This window comes from Zobellia roscoffensis (assembly GCF_015330165.1).
Taxonomy (GTDB): domain Bacteria; phylum Bacteroidota; class Bacteroidia; order Flavobacteriales; family Flavobacteriaceae; genus Zobellia; species Zobellia roscoffensis.
The window spans coordinates 1,997,101-2,016,031 of record NZ_JADDXT010000002.1; the positions used below are offsets into that span (position 1 = coordinate 1,997,101).

Consider the following 18,931-nt stretch of genomic DNA (forward strand, 5'->3'; position numbering starts at 1 on the left):
CTATTTATAACTTTTTTTTGATAGAAAAACAGGGGTGTCATTATTTCTGCCAATGATGTAGAATTCTTTATTTTTTACTTTAATCTTGGCAATACTTCTTGCAGGCCCTTCTATGTTGAATTTCTGATTGCTCAGCCACTCAAAATCTCCTTTTTGGTTGTTTCGTAAAATGATGCCGTGCGCGGCATCCATTCTGCCCAATTGTGTGCTTATTTCGGATGTATTGCCAACTATAAGTAGGTCTTTAAAGCCATCATTATCAAAGTCGTCTACTGCAATATCATGAATTGTAGATGCTTGTGCAATAGTTGGAAGTGCTTTTATTTTAAAATTGCCAACTCCATCGTTTTCGTAAAATAAACTTTGCAATTCATAGACCTTTTTTTGACCAGATTTTGTCAATTTTTCATGTGAAAACAAATCGGAAACTGAGGCTTTAGCAAAATCTTTATACGATAGAAATTGCTTGTTCAAATACGGTAATTGTTTTACGAGTTCATCTTTAGATGAAAATGGAGTTTCCGTTTGTTGTTGGAAATGGGTTACAATTGGATCTATGGTTCCATTTTGGTCAAAATCTGTACTATAAAGAGTGATGGGTTCTGATTTTGATACACTAAACTTGCTGTTTAGACCCCAGTTTCCCGCAACAAAATCAATATCGCCATCATTGTCAAAGTCATCGGCAACTATGGTGTTCCACCAACCATTGCTTTCTTTTAAGTTTTGGTGATTTTGGAGTTGCAATAGTTTTCCGTCATTGTAGAAAATAGAAATAGGCATCCAATGGCCAACTGCTATGAGGTCTTTGAATCCGTTGCCGTTCAAATCCTTCCAGATAAGGTCCTTTACGGCGCCAATATTTTGAAAAGCTTTGCCAAAGGCTTCTGATACATCGGCAAAATTTCCGGTACCATCATTTTCAAAAATATATTGTGACGGAGTGGAACCAAATTGATGTGGAATCTGGTCGGAAGCGATTAGAATATCTGTGTCTCCATCATTATCAAAATCTACAGAACTTACATTTGAGGCATTTACATAAAGCTCGTTGAACTGGTTTTCTTCTTTTTTGAATTGGCCATTCTCATTTCGGTAAAAACGAGGTTGCAATGGTTTGCCCGATTGGAATTCATTTCCTCCACTTACGATTATTAAATCTTGGTCACCATCGCCGTCGGCATCAAAAAAGACCTGAGAAATATCTTCGTTAATACGATCTTCTTCAAATAGGGTAGTCTGTTCTTGTATGAAGTTACCTTGTGATTGTTGAACGAACAAGGTGGAGGCTTGCCCCTTTGCCCCACTAATGAGAACATCATCTAAACCGTCTAGGTTGACATCGGCCACCGAAATTTCAGGACCTTCATTAGTGTTCGCGAAAGGAACCAACGGACTACGGTTGAACTCAAGAGTTGGACTGTCTTTATGGTAAAACCCAAGGAAATCAGGAGCGTTGTTAAGTAGGAGAGGTGTAGATTGCTTTAACTTCCGATCAAAGCTTTCATTTGCATCAGAAAAACTGAAAGTGATTTTTTGATTGGTTAAAACGTTCTGTAGCGTTTGATGTTTTCCGTTAGGCCATATGACCTTAACAGAGTCCAAAAGAGAATCTTTGCCAATACCCAAATGTATTTGGGGAGGTACAGCCGATAGGTACCCTCTGCTCACAAAATTTTCAGCACTTATTGAAGCTGTTTTTCCATAAGCGATAACCTTTGCGCCAATTCCGAAAAGATTGTTTTTACTCCCTTTAAAATCGATTTTCAGAAAGTGATTTTTCAAGTTCGAATCGCTTGTGTTTTCTAAAACATATGCTTCTTGGTCAACATTGTTAACCACAATATCCAAATCACCGTCATTGTCCAGGTCTGCATAAATACTGCCGTTGCTATAACTGGCCTGTTGATCGGACCATTCATCGGATACGTTCTTGAAGGTTAAATCTCCCTGATTTTTAAAAAAATAGTTGGGGACCTTTTTCTTTGGCATTTCCTCAATAAATGCCAAATCTTCCTTCGTCATTCCGGCTTCAATGCGTTTTTGGATATTTTCATTGGCAATGAAGTTTATGAAATCCATATCATTGGTGGCACCTTTAATTCCGTTAGAAACAAAAAGGTCCTTTAATCCATCGTTGTCATAGTCCGCTAAAAGTGAGCCCCAAGACCATTCTGTTGCTGAAATAGCTGCAAGGTGTGCAATTTCGCTGAAGTTATTATTTCCAAGATTCAAGTGCAAGGTATTTTGCATGTACTGCGGAGCATAACCGTTTCGCAGATAGTTTTGGTAAGTTGGGTAAGAAAATTCCAAACCAGAAGTTTTGTAGGTCTCTAGATTTTCGGGCAACATGTCTAGGGAAACAATATCCGTAAGTCCGTCATTATTAATATCAGCCAAATCATTTCCCATGGAGAAGTGGGTGGTGTGACCTAGTTTTTTATCGTTCTTTGAAATAATTTCTTCAAACGTACCGTCTTTGCGATTGATGTATAGATAGTCGTTTTCAAAGAAATCATTTCCTACGTAAATATCAGGATAACCGTCATTGTTAACATCGCTCACACCAAGACCAAGACCATAGCCAATTTCACCTTGAAAAATATTAGTTTCAGCAGATACGTCAATAAATTTTCCGTTTTCATTTTTGTACAAACGGTCTCCGGATAGGGAGTCTACTTTTTTTCTTTTGCTTCCTTTGCCATAAGTGCGATTTGGGTGAACGGAGTGGTTGAGCAAAAACATATCAAGGTCTCCATCCAAATCATAATCAAAGAAAGAAGCTTGGGTAGAAAAGCCTGAAAAATCAAGACCATACTTTTTTGCTTCCTCTTTAAAAATAGGAGTTCCATTAGCGCTATTACCTTGATTTATGTAGAGTAAATTAGAGCCTTTTAAATGCTTATAATTACTAACCTTGCTAATGTAAATATCTAAAAGCCCGTCATTATTGATATCTGCGTGGGTTATGCCAGTGGTCCAACCCTTTGAATTAGTAATGCCTGCTTTTTGGCTTATTTCACTGAATTTGAAGTCGCCTTTATTTAGGTAAAAATGGTCTGCACCTTCGTTTGCCGTAAAATAGAGGTCTGTAAGTCCGTCATTATTAAAATCTGCTGCAGCTACTCCAGCTCCATTGTAATAATAAAGGTAATTGAGGATGTTAAGTTCCGGTGTGTTTTTGAGCGAATTAGTAAAGGATATTCCAGTGTGTGAGGCGTAAGTTTTTTTAAATAGGGTGGGCGTTTCTTGCTTTTTTTCTGAGCAGGAAATCATTAAAAAGGACAGTGCCCAAACCCAAATAAAACCCAGTACTTTTTTCATGGTCAAAATCACTTGCAAGATAATCAATGCGCAGAGGTCTAGAAAATTACAGGGCTGTGAAATTTCAACTTATTTCTTTGGCAAATGTGATATCGCATATATTGTCTGCTAATCATTAAGTTTTTCGTAAATAATCCAATATATTTAGCCAAAATATCAAACCAATTCATAATGATCGGAATTTTGTCTTTTGTAGGTTTTACCGCTTTGGTAGCCATAATATCTTATTTTGCAACACGAACAACAGACGAACAGTCTTCTGACGGTTATTTTTTAGGAGGAAGGAGTTTGACCGCTGGAGTTATAGCTGGGTCATTGTTGTTGACAAACCTTTCCACAGAACAAATAGTAGGTCTTAATGGGCAATCTTATACCGAAGGGATTGTAGTGATGGCTTGGGAAACCTTAGCCGCAATTGCTATGGTTGTTACAGCAATATTCTTGTTGCCTAGATATTTAAAGGGAGGAATTACCACTGTTCCCCAATTTCTAAAAGATAGGTATGATGTAACAACAAAAACATTAACATCGGTCTTGTTTCTTACTGGTTATGTAGTGGTTTTGTTGCCTACAATCCTTTATTCTGGGGCATTGGCAATCAGTACCATGTTCGATTTACCAACCATGTTAGGGGTTTCTGATAGTACGGCTTTAAATCTCAGTATTTGGGGTATTGGTATTATTGGCTCTATTTATGCGGTATTTGGCGGGTTAAAGGCTGTAGCGGTTTCCGATACTATAAACGCGGTTGGATTATTGATAGGTGGTCTTTTGATACCTATTTTTGGATTGATAGCCATTGGTGATGGTAGTGTTTTTGGAGGTCTAGATATACTATATCAAGCCAATCCGGACAAATTTGATTCTACGGGAGAGGTTACCAATAGCGTACCTTTTTCTACCCTTTTTACTGGTATGATGCTTATCAATTTGTTTTATTGGGGAACCAACCAACAAATTATTCAAAGGGCCTTGGGGGCAAAGAATTTGGCCGAAGGTCAAAAAGGGTTGTTACTAGCTTCTTTCATTAAAATTTTAGGTCCGTTAATTGTTGTGCTTCCAGGTATTATTGCTTTCCATTATTTTAAAGGAGGATTGGAAATGCCTGACCAAGCATATCCTGCTTTGGTAAATGCGGTACTACCTAAATACCTAGTTGGCTTTTTTGTGGCCGTACTTTTTGGTGCTATTTTAAGTTCGTTCAATAGTGTGTTAAATAGTTCGGTAACGCTTTTTGGACTTGATGTTTATAAACAGCACATTAACCCGGAAGCTAACGAGCAAACGGTTGTAAAATACGGAAAGATTTTTGGGATTGTTTTGGCGGTTGGCGCTATGCTTATTGCGCCGTTAATTTCTAACGCAGGTAGTCTATTTGCTTATTTGCAAGAGCTGAACGGTATTTATACCATTCCAATTTTCACCATAATTGTGGTAGGGTACCTTACCAAACGAGTTCCGGCCATTGCGGCTAAAATAGGTATTATTGCCGGAGTGGTGCTGTACTGTTTTAGTCAGTTTTATTTACAGCCTATGTTTGTTGATGGTGCTTTGGAAGAAGCTGCCGTTTCAGGTATAACCGATCCAGATGCATTGGCGCTAATAAAAGCTGAAGCTTACCCACACTTTATACATGTAATGGCTATTTTGTTTGTGTTGAATGCGGCTATCATGTTGGTTATTGGTAAAATATGGCCAAACGAAAAGCCGTTTGAATTGGAATACACAAACCAAGTATCTATTGAGCCGTACAAATATGTAAAGCAAGTAGGTATTGCAATCTGTTTTATAGTAGTTGCACTCTACGTGTATTTTGCGAAATAGAAATTTTAAAATAAAAAGAAAGCCTTGCATTGGTTGCTGACCAAGCAAGGTTTTTTCTTTTAACGTTGTTTTCTAAAGTTATTTTTTTTAGATAAAACTAAAGAGATTACCTTCTCCTATTAGGTAAAAGAGGCGGTGGTTCACCTGAAAACGGGTTCCAGCGGCTAATGCTTTTAGCTTCCATTCCGGCAGCACTAATAACGGAGCGGTCTCCATATCGTTCACGCATTTTGTCTATTGCTAAACTCAAACGGATTTGTTTTTCGTTGTCTTCGAATAAATTAATCTGGTGCCCACCTTCTACCAAGTGACTAAAGCGAACACCTATCAGCCGAACCAGTAGGCGTCTATTGTATAGCTTTTCGTAGAGGTTTAATACTACGGGGAGTATGCTGCTGTCTAATGAACTGTAGGGTATTCTTTGCTGTTGGGTATAGGTCTGAAAATCGGAATAGCGTATTTTAAAGGTAATGCAAGCTGTGAGTTTATTGCCTCGTCGTAATTGATAGGCTAAATTCTCGGACATAGCTACAATAATACTTTTTAGTTTTTTAATGTCCGTGGTGTCTTTATCAAAAGTTCGTTCTGTAGAAATAGATTTCCGTTCGTGATATTGAATTACGGGACTATTATCTATACCATTGGCTTTTTTCCAAATAGTGAGTCCATTTTTGCCTAATACCTTATGCATTAATTGCATAGGCATTTGCTGAACAGTTACTATTTTTTTTATTCCCAGGTCACATAAGGATTTATAGGTAACCTCACCAACCATAGGTATTTTTCTAACAGATAATGGCGCTAAGAAGGGTTTCTCCGTTCCTTTGTAAATTCTAATTTGGTTATTAGGTTTAGCTTCGCCTGTAGCGATTTTTGAAACGGTTTTATTAATGGATAACCCAAAGGAAATAGGCAAACCGGTTTCGTTCATGATTTTTTCCCTTAGTTCAATGGCCATTTGGTGGCAACCAAAGAACTTATCCATTCCTGTTAAATCAATATAAAATTCATCTACCGAGCTTTTTTCATAAAGGGGTACACTGTCTTTTATGACATCTGTAACTAAATTGGAGAATTTGCTATACGTAGCTGCATTACCCCTTAAAACAATGGCTTCTGGACACAATTGTTTTGCCATACGCATGGGCATTGCCGAGTGAATGCCAAATTTTCGAGCCTCATAACTGCATGAAGCTACTACGCCACGGTCAGAAACACCACCTATTAGAATAGGTTTGTTATCCAAGCGGCTGTCTAACAAACGCTCGCAGGATACAAAAAATGTATCCAGATCCATATGTACTATAGCTCTTTCCTTAGGCATTACACAGCAGGTTTTTTGGGATTTTCGGAATATCTGGGATCTTCAATAATTGCTTGGTGGTACATACTGATGACCTCAATAGTAACACATTCAAATTCTTCAGTAACTTTCCCGGTGATAGCGTAAATGCCTTTTCCTTTAAACGGGAATTTAGCGGCTATGGGAGGAAAATGAACCGTATCTATAAAATTGCCGTTTCTATCTAAAAAAGTTCCAAAATGCATTAATTTTCCGTTGGAGGTTGCCGTGTTTTTTGTGGCTACCAAATAGCCTTCAATTGTAATTACTCTATTTTTATAATGAAGTAATTGATTTGCTCTTAGAGAGTTTTTTGTAGGGTTGGCCAACAAATTGAATGGATTGCACAACGGAAATCCTAAGAGTTCATATTCGTCAAATGCATTCTCTAATTCGGTGCTTTTTAGCTCTGGGGTCTTATACGATACTTTTTTAGAATAGAACAAGGTAGGAATATGTGCTTCTTTCGGAATTTTACTTGTTTGTAAATAGGCGTTCCAAAGAAGTTCTCTTTTGTTTCTGCCCGTAAAACGGAATGCATTAATTTTAATGAGTATGGCAAGTTGTTCTACCGAAATGGAAAGCCTATCAATAAAATCATCCAAACTTTTATAAGGACCATAATGTGCCCTGTCCATAAGTATTTTTTCTGTGGTTTCATTTTCTAAACTTCGTAAAAAACTAAATCCAAGGTAAATAGTACGGCCCGTTATAGTAGTGAGGTCACCACTTCTGTTAATGCACGGAGCTTGAATAATACCACCGTGCATTTTAGTCTCGTGCACATAAAGTTCTCGACTGTAAAATCCGCCACCGTTGTTGAGTGTCGCCACCATATATTCTAACGGGTAGTATGCTTTTAAAAATAAGCTTTGATAACTTTCTACGGCATATGAGGCAGAATGACCTTTGGCAAAAGCATAACCGGCAAAACTTTCAATTTGTCGCCAAATGTCGCCTGTTACGGCATCAGGTTTTCCACTGGCCTTACAGTTATCAAAAAATTGTTGCTTTACTTTTAAGAATTCATCTCGTGAGCGAAATTTACCTGACATTCCACGGCGTAACATATCAGCTTCGCCAAGAGTCAGACCTCCAAAGTGATGCGCTACTTTAATAACATCTTCTTGGTAGACCATAACCCCAAAAGTTTCGGGCATAATATGAAGCAAAACGGGGTGTGCGTCTTTTCTGCGCTCAGGATGGCGGTAGCGTAAAATATATTCACGCATCATTCCGGATTTTGCCACTCCTGGGCGAATGACCGAACTGGCGGCAACCAACCCCAAATAATTATCTACTTGTAATTTTTTCAATAACATTCGCATGGCAGGAGATTCTACATAAAAACAACCTATTGCCTTTGCATTTTTTAAAAGGTATTTAATGCGCTTGTCCTCTTTGAACCGTTTAATATTATGAATATCTATGGGCTTTTGGAGGGGATGGTTCTTTCTTATAATTTCAACGGTATCTTTAATTTTTCCTAATCCGCGCTGACTTAAAATATCGAACTTATACAGTCCTATATCTTCGGCGGCTACCATATCTATCTGTGTGGTGGCAAAACCTTTGGGCGGCATGAATGTGGCGCAATACCTATGGATTGGTTGTTCGGATATTAAAACACCTCCCGCATGAATACCTAAATAATTGGGAAACCCTTGTATATATTGGCTGTATTTTATAACCAATTGGGAAAGGTTGTCGAGCTGATTTAAGTTAAACTTACCTTTAGTAAGAGCATCTATTTCAGATTTTGGTAGTCCAAAAACTTTCCCCAATTCGCGTACCGATGCCTTGAATTTAAACGTATTGTAAACGGTTATAAGAGCAGTATTCTTAAATTGTTTAAACATGAATCGGGTAATATCATCTCTATCTGCCCATGAAAAATCAATATCAAAATCAGGCGGATTTTGACGATAGAGATTAATAAAACGCTCAAAATATAGGTCTAATTCTACGGGGTCTACATCGGTTATGCGCAGTAGATAGGCTATAATACTATTGGCGCCACTACCACGGCCCACATAAAAAAAGCCTTTGCTACGGGCGTATTTTAATATTTTCCAGTTGATTAAAAAATAAGAAACAAATCCTTTTTCTTTAATAATAGCTAGCTCTTTAGAGATGCGGGAATAGATTTTTTTATCTACATTTTCGTAACGATAAGAGAGGCCCTGGTACGTTAATTTCTTAAGAAATCGGAAATCTAAAGCTTCATTGTTAGAGTAAGTACGTTGGTTTTTTGGTTTGGTTACCGAGAAATTAAACTTAATATGACACTCATTGAGTAGCTGTGTTGTGTTTTCTAGCAATCGTGGAAAATCACTATAAATAATCTGTATGTCCTCAATAGATAAGAATTGGTCTGTTTCATTACCTTGCTCGCTTGTTGGTAGTTTGCTTAGTAACGTATTATTATCAATGGCACGTAAAAGACGGTGTGTATTAAAACCCTTTTTATTTTGAAAGGACACCGTGTGTAGTAGTACCAAACGGTCTTTGTTGAAAATATGTTTTGAGAATTTTAGGCTGTTTAATTGTTTTTGGGAAACGCCTAAATATTCGTTTGTACCTAGACTATAATCCTTGCCCTTTTCAAAAGGATAAATGACATAACTATCATCAATTAATCTGGGCCTTTCAGGTATTATTGAATGGGGTTTATGTAAAAAAGAAGAGAGATAGGAATTCATATTATGATAACCCTTATTGTTTTTTGCAAGAAGAACAAATTGCTGATCGGCACCATTTCTAAAGTCAATACCTAGAACTGGTTTTATATCATAATTGGGGGCCATCCGAACAAAATCTAGGCAAGCAGATGTGTTATTGATGTCTGTCAAAGCTAAAACCTTGCAATTCTTCTGGGCAGCCAAAGTCAAAAGCTCTTTTGGCTTTAGAGTGCCATACCGTAGGCTATAGTATGTATGGCAGTTTAAATACATATGTGCCTAGGTTTGATGGGCGTTTCCAAGTTTATGAATAAACAGGCAAGTTGGATTGTAACCGTTCTTAAGAGGGCAAAAAATATATTAAAGGCTGAATGTAAACGGATTTTTAACATAACTATCCTAAAGGAATTGAGATAGCTAAATTATGGAATAATTCCTTTTATATGGATTATATCCAAAAATTGATTATGTTAAAATTGAAAATATATAATGTGGATTTTTAGCGGAGGAAAGCTTATGTCCCAGTTTATGGTATATAGATTTCAAAAAAATGCCCCAGCCTAATTAGGCCGGGGCGTTCTAAACACTTAAGTTATAATTTTTAGTACCCTGGGTTCTGAACTAGGTTAGGGTTTGAAAGAAGTGCAGTTTCCGGTATAGGATACAGGTTTGCGTTCTGATCTCCACTAACTTCTTTAAGGCCCCAAGGAGATGTGAATTGCCCAAATCTTACTAAATCATTTCTTCTCCAGTATTCAATGAATAATTCTCGTCCTCTTTCACTTAGAAGCTCTTGTTCATCTACAGATGTTAAGTCAGGAGTATCGGTTCTTTTTTGTCTTAATTCGTTAACCGCACCTGTAATATCATTGCCCATGCGCATCATAGCTTCTGCTCTCATTAAATGAGCATCTGCATAACGGAACATTATTTGATGTCTTCTGAATGAGTTGTTTTGGTTTTCATCATCAGTAGGGTCAAAAGGGTGGTATTTAATTACCCGTACTCCTTCTACTTCGGTATTACCTACTAATGCTGGTATTTCTTTAGTAAAGTTTAAAGGAGCACCTTGGCGATTAGTAAGAGGAGTGCCATCTTCGTTATATTGTTGACCTATCAAAAAGCCGTAGCCAATACCCAAGTTTTGATTGTTGGCGGTAGTAGCATCAGGAACAAAACCTCTTCGCTCTTCTTGACCATCACCTACATAGTTGGTGTTAGGAGCACCTTCAAAACTATTGTAGAAGTCAGAAAGGGTCGTAAACCCATTCCATCCACCACCTTCATTATCAGGTGAATTTTGATTGTAGTGAAGTGTATTCCAAATTCTTCCTCCAACCTCACTATTTAAATGCCAAATAGTTTCGGTATCGTCCGTAGGTTCAAAAATTTGAAAGTATCCTTCTTGTATGGCAAATCCTTTGGCCTCAATGGCATCAACTGCATCTATGACTCTTTGCATATCGGCAGCGTCAAAAGTACCTGTGCCTTTGTATACAGAAGCATTCAGGTAAAGCTTTGCCAATAAAAAATTAGCAGCTTCTTGCGTAGCTTTACCAGTGTTATCAACACCGGGCGCTACAGATGGTAGGCTTGGAAAAGCGTCAAGTATATCTGATTCTATAAAATCAAAAGCTTCCGTTCTGGTCATTACCATTGGATTAACGTCTGGGCCTTCGTCTACACCTCTAAAAGGAACCGAACCAAAAAGGTCTACAACAAAAAACATATTAAAAGCACGAAGAAACTTTGCTTCAGCAATAACATCAGCTGATGGATTACTTTCTATGATTTCTGTAGCTCTAAAAATATTTTGGTTCAAATTGTTCCAAGAATTTTTTATGTATAGGTGAGATGAAGTCCAAGTATGTGTATGTAGTTGTCTCCAAATTCCATTATCGCCCCAGTCGGTTCCTCTAGTAGGAACCAATAGTTCGTCTGTGGCGACTTCAGAAAGTGCGTACATATTTTCTTGGCCCTGAAAATCTCCTCCAACTTTATTGTAAAGGTCACCAAGGGAAGATTCTGGGTCACTTAAGCCAGTAAAACCTGTGGATCCCGAATCTTCACTTATTAAAGAATCTGTTTCTTCTATTTCAAGATCGGTACAAGAGACTGCTAAAGTCATCATCAAGGCCGAAAATAATATCGGGGTTATTTTTATGTATATTTTCATATCTGTATTTTTTAAAAAGTTACGTTGATACCGACAGTTAAAGTTCTAGGTCTAGGAAAAGAACTGTAATCAATACCTGCTATAGGCAAACCGTTTAATAGATCTGCACCTGCTGGGCTTACGCTAACTTCTGGGTCAAGACCACTGTAGTCGGTAATAACGAACAAATTCTGAGCATTTAAACTTAGTCTCATAGTGTCAAAACAGCCTTCTCCAGAAAGAGGTACGTTATACCCAATGGAAGCATTTTGAAGTCTTACGAAATCACCTTTCTCTAAAAATCTAGTTGAAACAGAAGCTTCTGCAAAACGTCCTTCTTCACCTGCAAGTCCCACAACATCTTGGGTTACATTATTTCCACTGCCTATGGCACCACCTGTAAAGAAGGCGTTAGCGGTGTTATTATAAATATAATTACCAAATTGACCATTAAAGTACAAGGAAGCATCCCAGTTTTTGTAGTTCAAGCTTGTTGAAAAACCACCAGTAAAATCAGGTAGTGCACTTTTACCAACAAATTTTTGATTATCATTTCCTCCTTCATGAATAGGGTTTCCGTTTTCGTCAAAACCAACAAACTCCCGTAAGTAGAAAGAAAATAAGGGCTGACCTGAAGCTAGGCGTTGAGAAAAGGCATTGGATAAACCTGCGCCACGTATAGTTCCTGCAGCTATTTCACCATCAAAATCTTGAATTTCATTCTTGTTATAAGCAACATTGAATCCAGCGGACCAGTTAAAATCCTCGGTCTGTACAAAATCGTAGTTCAATGCAAATTCTACCCCTTGGTTAAGTACTAAAGCATCTAAATTTTGAAAGAAAGTTGGCTGTGGCGATGGTTGTGCCGCTTCAATATTTAAAAGTAAATCCTTAGTCTCTTTACGGTAAAAATCAATACTTCCGTTCAATCGATCATTAGCAAAACCAAAATCAAGACCTACACCATATTGTGTAGTTTCTTCCCATTTTAAATCTGGGTTTGCAAATTCAACAGTGGCAATTCCTGGTACGTTGATATCTCCACCATCGTTAATATTACTATTCCCAGTTGTTGTGGCTGTTGAGTATCGCTCTCTTCTTACAAATCTTCCATAGCCAAGGCCATCTTGGTTACCTGTTATTCCGTAGTTTAGTCTAAGCTTTAAAGTGGAAACTGCATCACCAATAAAATCCTCTTCATTAATTTTCCAAGCGAAAGCTCCTGAAGGGAAAATACCATACTGGTTATTATCTCCAAACTTAGAGGAACCATCTGCTCTTACCGTAGCTGTAAATAAATACTTGTTAGCTATAGTATAGTTAACTCTTGCAAAATAGGATTGAAGTTCATCTGTGTTATCAAATGTGTCAGCGAAAACTGAACTAACCGGAATAGATGCTTCGCCTAAAAAGTCGGTCTCCGTAGTAGGAAACAGTCTGTTTACAAAAAGACCATCGGCAATATTCTCGGCATATCCATATTGCTGGTATGAGCCTGAAATTCTCGACTCTAAAATGTCTGAAGCACTAGATAAGTCACGAGCCATTATATTCAAGTCTGATGAAGCAAAGCCATACCCTTCAACATTTCTTCCTCTCACATTAAAATCTTGGTAAGAAAAACCTCCCAAGACATCTAAAGTTGAATTTTCGAATTCTTTTTTATAGTTTACTGTGAATTCAAAGAGTCTATTCTCGTTGGTCAAGTCATTTAGTGCTCCACGGCCGTTGCCAGCTGCTCCTCTAGAAACATTGAACGAATTAGCACTTAATGAAGCCTCCCGTGTTGCTTCTGCCTTATCATAACCAACTGTAGCTTTTGCTGTCAATTCATCGGTTATATTATATGAAGCAGATAAATTTGCCAAATAACGGTTGGTGTTGTTTAAACTTTGCCAGCTGTCCAATAAGTTTAAAGGATTGATTCTGTCTCCTGGGTTAAAAGTTGCACTAGCAGGCCAAGTTGGATTAGCCGAGTATGCAGAGCCCAAAAGGTCACCTGTAGAACCAGCACTACCACTTAATGGCGGTGCTTCATCATTTACACGTGAAATTGTACCTTGAAAATCAAGTTTTAATTTATCCTCTAAAAATCTTTGAGAAATATTTAATCGACCAGTTATTCGTTCTTGAGATGATTTTTTGATAACTCCAAATTGCTTCCCGTAATTGAAAGTGGCTCTTACGTTACCTGAACCATAATTTCTTGAATAAGCTAAGTTATTGTTGGTTGATGCGGAATTTCGTGTAACTAAATCTTGCCAATCCGTATCGCTGCCAAAATCAGTAGCAGATCCTCCAAAAGCATCAACTGCAGAAAGAAATTGGCTTCTGTTTAGCAAGTCATATTCTTCAGCAGGTTTCGAAAAACTTAAATCGGAAGAGAATTCCCAAGTTCCGCCTTCGGCACCACCTTTTCCGCTCTTGGTCGTAATAATAACAACACCGTTAGCACCTCTGGATCCGTAGATAGCAGTAGCAGATGCATCTTTAAGGACACTCATGCTTTCAATGTCATTAGGATTTAAGAAACTTAGTGGGTTTCTTGCTGAGCTAGAACCAACACCAATATTAGTGCCTTCTGATGAGGTGTCCCCAGAAGGTAATGGCACGCCGTCAACAACAAATAAAGGGTTGTTGTTTGATCTTACAGAAGAAGTTCCTCGAATACGAATAGAAACCCCAGATCCAGGCTCTCCACTTCCTTGAGAAATCTGTACCCCAGCGGTTTTACCTTGTATTAATTGTTCAGGAGAAGAAATTACCCCTTTGTTAAAATCTTCAGAAGTCACAGAAGCTACAGACCCTGTAGCATCTTTTACGGTTGTAGAACCATAACCTATAATAACAACCTCGTCCAAAGCTTGAGCATCTTCTTGCAAGGTTACGTTAATTGTAGATTGACCATTGACCGGTACTTCTTGGGTAGCAAAACCAATGTAACTAAAGACTAAGGTTGCACCTTCAGGTACATCGCTTAATGAATAATTTCCATCAAAATCTGTTTGTGCTCCAGTGGTCGAGCCTTTTATTACAACACTAGCTCCCGGTAAAGGGCCACTTGCATCGGAAACAGTTCCCGAAACATCTTGTGCCTGTGCTATGCCAAAGCCTAAAAAAGCCGCAACCATAACCAGGTTTTTGAGTAGCATAATCTTCATAAATAATTTGTTTTAAGTTGAGTTTAATTATAAGATAAAGTTAAAAGTATGCAAAAACGACGTTAATATCCATGAGTTTGCCTTAGTGACAACCACGAAAACGGTTTCGTGTTGATAACTTTCGCAAAATTCGATACTAATAAAAAATATATCGAATAAATATGAAATAAATAATAAGGAGGGTTGAAAACGGGGAATTGATATGTAATTCCAAATATACAGATTTCATTTGAATTAAAAAATGGATGAAATTCAGTAATGATTTGTTAAGATTGTTAAAAAAAGTAGATCGTTGTCATTTGCCCATATTATAGTTTAATTTCACTACCAAAAGTTAATAAGATTTGAAGCGAAAGATTACCTTAAAACAAATAGCAAGAGAATTAGAGGTATCTATTTCTACCGTGTCAAAAGCGTTAAAAGATAGTGACGAGATAAGTACAGATACCAAACAAAAGGTAAAAGCCTTTGCTAAACTTTATAATTATAGACCTAATAAAATAGCCTTAAGCTTAAAAAATAGGAGAACAAAAAACATAGGGGTAGTTATTCCAGATATTGTACATCATTTTTTTACGACCGTTTTTAGGGGTATTGAAAAGTATGCCAACCAACATGGCTATAATGTAGTGGTGTGCGTGTCAGATGAGTCATATGAGAAAGAGGTATTCAATATGGAGCTTTTGGCCAATGGTAGTATTGATGGTTTTATAATGTCCGTATCTGCGGAGACACAACAAAAAAACAATTTCAGTCATTTAAAGGAGGTCATGGAACAGGGGATTCCTTTAGTTTTGTTTGATCGGGTAATTGATGAGATTGAGTGCGATAAAGTGGTGATGAACGATGAGGAGATTGCCTATGAAGCAACAGCGAAAATGTTGGCCGAGGGCAAGAAGAAAATTGCATTGGTCACTACTGAAAGTTATTTTAATGTTAGTGAAAAGAGAGCAGAAGGTTATAAAAAAGCTCTTCTTGACCATAACATAGCTTATGATGAAAAGTTAACCTTAGTTTTGCCTTTTAAAGGAATAGAAGAAACTTATATAGAGACCTTTGTTGAAAACGAAAGTTTTGATGGGGTGTTGTGCGTTAATGAGATTTTTGCTGTACTATTTATGGGTGCGGTCCAAAAGAAGGGACTTAAGATTCCAGAAGATGTCTCGGTAATTGGTTTTACTGACGGGCTTTTATCACGATATTCAACCCCTGCATTAACCACCATAGCACAACACGGTGACAAAATGGGGCAAATTGCAGCCAAAATGTTGATTGAGAAACTTGAAAATGAAATTGGTTTTCATGAAGAAGAAGTTTATAGAACTGAAATCATAGAGGCAACCCTCATTGAAAGAGGTTCAACTATAAACAAATAGATTGCGTAAAAGGTCTGATGATGTTGCTAGATTCAATTCTAAACGATTAAAAATATTAATAATTTAAATTACATGAGTACATCAGCATTTATATTTGATCTTGACGGCGTTATTGTAGATACCGCTAAATACCATTACCTGGCTTGGAAGAAACTTGCCAATGAACTGGGTTTTGAATTTACAAAAGAACAGAATGAACTTTTTAAGGGTGTAAGTCGCAAACGATGTTTAGAAATTCTTCTTGATATAGGAGGTGTCACGGCAACTCAAGAAGAGTTCAATAAATATATGATAGAAAAGAACGAGGACTATCTTGAGTACATAGAAAAGATGAACGAATCTGAAATTCTGCCGGATGTACCTAAGGTTCTGGATTTTCTAAAGGAAAACAATATTCCTATTGCTTTGGGCTCGGCAAGCAAAAATGCTCGTCCTATTTTGGAAAAAGTAAAACTATTGTCTTATTTTGATGCCATTGTAGATGGTAACGATGTAACAAAAGCAAAGCCCGATCCAGAAGTCTTTCTGATTGCGGCCAATAAGTTAGAAACATCACCTGAGAAATGTATTGTTTTTGAGGATGCCGTGGCAGGAATACAAGCGGCAAACAATGCTAATATGGTAAGTATTGGTATAGGTGATGCCCAAATTCTTTCTGAAGCAGATCATAATTTCAATGACTTTACAGAGATGAGTCTTGATTTTTTGAAAAGTTTAATGTCACCAGAAGCGTAAGTTCATTCTCTTTTCACCCCTAAATTTTAAACGAAATGCAAGAGTATATAAAAGCCGATCCTTGGTCAATAATTGAAGAGGGTTTTGATAAGGAATTAGTTAAATCTTCCGAAAGTATTTTCAGTATTGGTAATGGAGCCATGGGGCAACGGGCTAATTTTGAAGAAAACTATACAGGAGATACCTTTCAAGGAAGCTATATAGCAGGAGTTTACTATCCCGATAAAACCCGTGTGGGCTGGTGGAAAAATGGCTACCCTGAATATTTTGCTAAAGTTTTGAATGCGCCCAATTGGATTGGTGTTGAGGTTTTTGTAAACGGGGAGCCTCTGGATTTAAACACCTGTAAAAAGGTGATAGGTTTCAGTAGAGAGTTGAACATGAAAGAGGGTTGGTATAAACGTCAATTTAAGGCTGTTCTACCAAATGATGTAAAAATTTCAGTGAAAGTCACTCGTTTTTTATCCATTGACTTGGATGAGGTTGGTGCTATTAATTATGAAATTATACCTGAGAATGGCGATGTTGAAATCAAGTTTGTGCCCTATCTAGATAGTGGTATTACTAATGAAGATTCTAACTGGGACGATAAATTTTGGAATACCACTTCGGTTACTTCAGAAGGTAATAAAGCGTTTATTGAAGCGCACACCATGAAAACCAATTTCGAAACCTGCACTTTTATGGAAAGCAGGTTGTTTGTTGATGGGAAAGTCATAGAAAATAACCCAACGGAGCAAAAAGATGAATTACGCATCGCTCACGAGTATGTTCAAACTGTAAAGCAGGGTGAAACTGTAGCGCTTCATAAATTTGGTGGATACACGGTTGCTAGAAACCATAAAGCATTGGTAGAAGCTTCAACGAAAGCTTTGAAAAAAGCGGTTGATTTTGGTTTTGATGCCCTATTGGATAAACAAAAACAGGCTTGGGCCAAAATTTGGGAGATGAGTGATATCACTATTCAAGGTGATGTAAAAGCACAGCAAGGAATTCGGTTTAATATATTTCAATTGAATCAGACCTATTTAGGTAAGGATTCCAGATTAAATATTGGCCCTAAAGGATTCACCGGTGAAAAATACGGCGGTAGTACCTATTGGGACACAGAGGCATATTGCATACCATTCTACATGGCAACCAAAGACCAAAATGTAGCGCGTAGCTTGTTGAAATATAGATATAACCATCTAGATAAAGCAATTGAAAATGCTCAAAAATTAGGTTTTTCTAACGGAGCGGCTCTTTATCCTATGGTTACCATGAACGGTGAAGAATGCCACAACGAATGGGAAATTACTTTTGAGGAGATTCACCGTAACGGAGCAATTGCTTTTGCTATATTTAACTATTACAGATTTACGGGCGATTATTCCTATATCCCAGAAATGGGACTTGAGGTCTTAATTGGTATCGCACGTTTCTGGCACCAAAGAGCAAGTTTCTCAGCCGATAAAAATAAGTATGTCATTTTGGGTGTAACGGGTCCTAATGAGTATGAGAACAACGTTAATAATAACTGGTATACCAACTATTTGGCTAAATGGTGTATTGATTTTGCAGTAGAGCAACTACAGAAAGTTGATGATGGTTACAATGAAGACTACCTTCGTGTCATTGGTAAAACTAAGTTGACGGATAACGAGGTTTCACAATGGGAAAAGGTTGCGAATAACATGTATTTTCCATATTCGGAAGATAAAAAGGTCTTTTTACAGCAAGATGGCTTTTTAGATAAAGAGCTAATTACGGTTAGCGATCTTCCTAAAGCCCAAAGACCCATTAACCAAAAGTGGAGCTGGGACCGTATTTTGCGCTCTCCATACATTAAACAGGCAGATGTACTTCAAGGGTTTTATTTCTTTGAAGATCATTTCTCTGAGGAAGAACTAGAGAAGCATTTTGACTTTTATGAACCATTTACGGTGCATGAATCATCGCTTTCACCATGTGTACATAGCATACAAGCGGCAAAATTGAATCGAATGCAACAGGCGTATACATTTTACCTTAGAACATCTCGGTTAGATTTGGATGATTATAATAAGGAAGTTGAAGAAGGTCTACACATTACTTCTATGGCGGGTACTTGGATGAGTATTGTAGAAGGTTTTGGAGGAATGAGGGTCGTGGATGATAAACTTTCATTTGAGCCTAAAATACCGGAGCAATGGGAAGCGTATTCCTTTAAAATTAACTTTAGAGACCGAATTTTAAAAGTGACGGTTAAAAAAGATAGCACTGAATTGTTGTTGACTGGTCAAGAAGATATGTCAATCCGTTTGAAAGGAGAGCGAATCGTTTTACAACCAAATACGGTTAAGGTAGTATAA

The 18,931-nt window shown here is 37.5% G+C and carries 9 protein-coding genes; 4 read left to right on the forward strand and 5 right to left on the reverse strand.

Annotated features, from left to right (window positions below):
- Entirely contained in the window at positions 1–3,324 is a 3,324-nt protein-coding gene (locus tag IWC72_RS08405; RefSeq protein WP_194529463.1) for a VCBS repeat-containing protein, read from the reverse strand.
- Positions 3,325–3,495: 171 nt separating this feature from the next.
- Between IWC72_RS08405 and IWC72_RS08410 the strand changes: the two genes are divergently transcribed.
- Entirely contained in the window at positions 3,496–5,148 is a 1,653-nt protein-coding gene (locus IWC72_RS08410) for a solute:sodium symporter family transporter (protein ID WP_194525771.1), read from the forward strand.
- A 106-nt stretch (positions 5,149–5,254) separates the two neighbouring features.
- Here IWC72_RS08410 and dinB read toward each other — a convergent pair whose 3' ends face one another.
- From dinB to IWC72_RS08430, 4 genes are all read right to left on the reverse strand, one after another.
- Entirely contained in the window at positions 5,255–6,472 is a 1,218-nt protein-coding gene (gene dinB / locus IWC72_RS08415; protein WP_194525772.1) for a DNA polymerase IV, read from the reverse strand.
- A complete protein-coding gene (locus IWC72_RS08420; RefSeq protein WP_194529464.1) occupies positions 6,472–9,444 on the reverse strand; it encodes a DNA polymerase III subunit alpha in 2,973 nt (990 codons plus the stop codon). Before IWC72_RS08420 ends, dinB begins: the two co-directional genes overlap by 1 nt.
- Before the next feature lie 328 nt (positions 9,445–9,772).
- Positions 9,773–11,347, reverse strand: a complete 1,575-nt coding sequence (locus IWC72_RS08425; RefSeq protein ID WP_194529465.1) for a RagB/SusD family nutrient uptake outer membrane protein — start codon at positions 11,345–11,347, stop codon at positions 9,773–9,775.
- 11 nt (positions 11,348–11,358) lie between these two features.
- Complete coding sequence (locus tag IWC72_RS08430; RefSeq protein WP_194529466.1) at positions 11,359–14,487, reverse strand: SusC/RagA family TonB-linked outer membrane protein; 3,129 nt, start codon at positions 14,485–14,487, stop codon at positions 11,359–11,361.
- A 344-nt stretch (positions 14,488–14,831) separates the two neighbouring features.
- Here IWC72_RS08430 and IWC72_RS08435 point away from each other — a divergent pair, with 344 nt between their 5' ends.
- The 3 genes from IWC72_RS08435 to IWC72_RS08445 all read left to right on the forward strand — a co-directional run bounded on the left by IWC72_RS08435 (position 14,832) and on the right by IWC72_RS08445 (position 18,931).
- Complete coding sequence (locus IWC72_RS08435; protein WP_194529467.1) at positions 14,832–15,863, forward strand: LacI family DNA-binding transcriptional regulator; 1,032 nt, start codon at positions 14,832–14,834, stop codon at positions 15,861–15,863.
- A 72-nt stretch (positions 15,864–15,935) separates the two neighbouring features.
- Positions 15,936–16,598 (forward strand): beta-phosphoglucomutase, encoded by a 663-nt coding sequence (pgmB, locus tag IWC72_RS08440; RefSeq protein ID WP_194529468.1) that lies wholly within the window; start codon positions 15,936–15,938, stop codon positions 16,596–16,598.
- Between the two features lie 35 nt (positions 16,599–16,633).
- Entirely contained in the window at positions 16,634–18,931 is a 2,298-nt protein-coding gene (locus IWC72_RS08445; RefSeq protein ID WP_194529469.1) for a glycoside hydrolase family 65 protein, read from the forward strand.